Annotated in this window: 1 protein-coding gene; it reads left to right on the top strand. The window is 67.9% G+C overall.

Going from position 1 to position 2,663, the window contains the following annotated elements:
* A partial coding sequence (locus tag ACF08M_RS41510; protein WP_392190500.1) for an amino acid adenylation domain-containing protein occupies positions 1–2,663 on the top strand: 2,663 nt, incomplete at both ends.

The following is a 2,663-nucleotide window of genomic DNA, read 5'->3' as shown; positions in this document are numbered from 1 at the left end:
GCCCGGGCGAATCGGCTGGCGCACTGGCTGATCGAGCGGGGCGTGGGTCCGGAGCGGCGGGTCGCGGTCGTACTGCCGCGGACGTCGGATCTGGTGGTGGCACTGCTCGCCGTGGGGAAGGCCGGCGGCACCTATGTGCCGGTCGACCCGGACTATCCGTCGGCCCGGGTCGAGTTCATCCTCGAAGACTGCGATCCGGTACTGGTACTCGACTCCGAGGCACTCACCGAGGAATTCAACGGCTATCCGGACACCAATCCGGGCGTCGTGGGCGTCTCGGGTGCGAGTGCGGCGTATGTGATTTATACGTCGGGGTCGACCGGTAGGCCGAAGGGTGTGGTGGTTCCGCATGCGGCGCTGGTGAATTTTCTGGCGTCGATGGGGGAGTTGTTTGTGTTGGGGGCGGGGGACCGGTTGTTGGCGGTGACGACGGTTGCTTTCGATATTGCGGCGTTGGAGGTGTTTTTGCCGTTGGTGTCGGGGGCTGGTGTGGTGTTGGCGTCGCGGGAGTTGGTGTCGCAGCCGTCTGCGTTGTTGGAGTTGGTGGTGCGGGAGCGGGTGTCGGTGGTGCAGGCGACGCCGTCGTTGTGGCAGTCGCTGGTGGCGCATGATGCCGGTGCGCTGAGGGGTTTGCGGGTGCTGGTGGGTGGTGAGGCGTTGCCGGCGGCTTTGGCGGGTGCGCTGAGTGAGCATGCGGCTCAGGTCACCAATATGTACGGGCCGACGGAGACCACCATCTGGTCCACCACCGCACCCGTGGACGGCCATGGCCCAGTGGTGATCGGCGGCCCGATCGCCAATACGCAGGTGTACGTTCTGGACGCGTACTTGCGGGTGGTGCCGCCGGGCGTGGTCGGCGAGCTGTATATCGCCGGGTCGGGCCTGGCGCGCGGATATCTGAACCGGGCCGGGCTGACCAGTGAGCGGTTCGTAGCAGATCCCTACGGTCCGGCCGGTACCCGCATGTACCGGACAGGGGATTTGGCACGCCGGAATTCTGTGGGTGAACTGGAATATGTCGGGCGCGTCGATCACCAGGTGAAGGTCCGCGGCTTCCGTATCGAACTCGGGGAAATCGAGTCGGTTTTGGTGTCGCATGCGGGGGTTGGTCAGGCGGTGGTGGTGGCGCGTGCGGAGCGTGCTGATGATCAGCGTCTGGTGGCGTATGTGGTGCCGGGTGTGGGGGGTTCGGTTTCTGGTGCGGGGAAGCAGGTTGAGGAGTGGCAGCAGGTTTATGACGAGGTGTATGCGGGGTCGGGTGCGTCGTGGGGTGAGGATTTCGATCTGTGGACGTCGGCGTATACGGGTGAGTCGATTCCGCTGGTGCAGATGCGGGCGTGGCGGGATGCGGCGGTAGCGCAGGTTCTGGCGGGTGCTCCGGGTCGGGTTCTGGAACTGGGTGTCGGTACGGGTCTGTTGTTGTCGCAGGCTGTTTCCGAGGTGGCGGAGTATTGGGGTACGGATTTTTCGCCGTCGGTGATCGAGCGGTTGCGGGAGCAGGTGGCGGAGGCGGGCTGGTCGGATCGGGTCCGGCTGCGGTGCCGGCCGGCGGATGATGTTTCGGGTCTGCCGCGCGGGTTCTTCGATGTGGTGGTGCTGAACTCGGTGGTGCAGTACTTCCCCGACGCGGACTACCTGGATCGTGTGCTGGTGCAGGCGATGGAGCTGCTGGCGCCGGGTGGGCGTGTGGTGGTGGGTGATGTGCGGCACGCGGGGTCGTTGCGGGTGTTGCAGGCGGCGGTGCATCGGGTGCAGTACCCGGGTGCTGCGCCGTCGGTGGTGCGGGCGGCGGTGGAGCAGTCGGCTTTGCTGGAGAAGGAGTTGGTGCTTGATCCGGAGTGGTTCACCGGGTGGGCGGGCCGGTACGGTGCGGGCGTCGATGTCCGGCTGAAGCCGGGTGGGTATCACAACGAGCTGACCCGGCACCGCTACGAAGTGACCCTGTACAAGACCCCGGCAGACGCAGTGTCACTGGGCGACGTCCCTTCCCTGGTCTGGGGCGAGCAGGCAGCCGACCTCGACGGGCTGACGCAGTGGTGCCGAGCCCAGGGCACCGGACCGGTACGCGTGACACGCATCCCCAACGCCCGGCTGGCGGCGGAGGTCGCGGCTGCCGGTGCGGCATCACTGATCGATGCTCCGGTGGCCGCGGGTCCGGTGGTCGATCCGCAGGATCTTCAGGACTGGGCCGTGCGGCAGGGCTGGGGCGTGGTGCTGACGCTGTCGGCGGACGCGGTCGGCTTCTTCGACGCGATCGTCCGCCCCGACGGCCCGCTGCCCGACGGCCAGGTGCTCTCCGGGGCGTTCCTCCCCTCGGGCCGTACGGACCGGACGCTGGTGAACGACCCGGCCGCGGCGCGGCAGATCGGGTCGCTGGTGGCGGGGCTGCGGGCGTACGTACGCGAGCGGCTGCCGGAGTACATGGTGCCGGCGGCGGTGGTGCCGATCGCCGAGGTGCCGCTGACCCCGAACGGGAAGCTCGACCGGCGGGCACTGCCGGCCCCGGACTACCAGAAGATGTCGACGGGACGGGCACCGCGCACCCCCCAAGAAGAAGTCCTGGCAGGCCTGTTCGCGGAGGTGCTCGGCCTGGAGCGGGTCGGTGTCGACGACGACTTCTTCGCCATGGGCGGCCACTCGCTGCTCGCCACCCGCCTCATCAG

The sequence above is a fragment of the Streptomyces sp. NPDC015032 genome (assembly GCF_043080425.1).
Taxonomy (GTDB): domain Bacteria; phylum Actinomycetota; class Actinomycetes; order Streptomycetales; family Streptomycetaceae; genus Streptomyces.
This window is presented reverse-complemented; position numbering and strand designations above follow the sequence as displayed.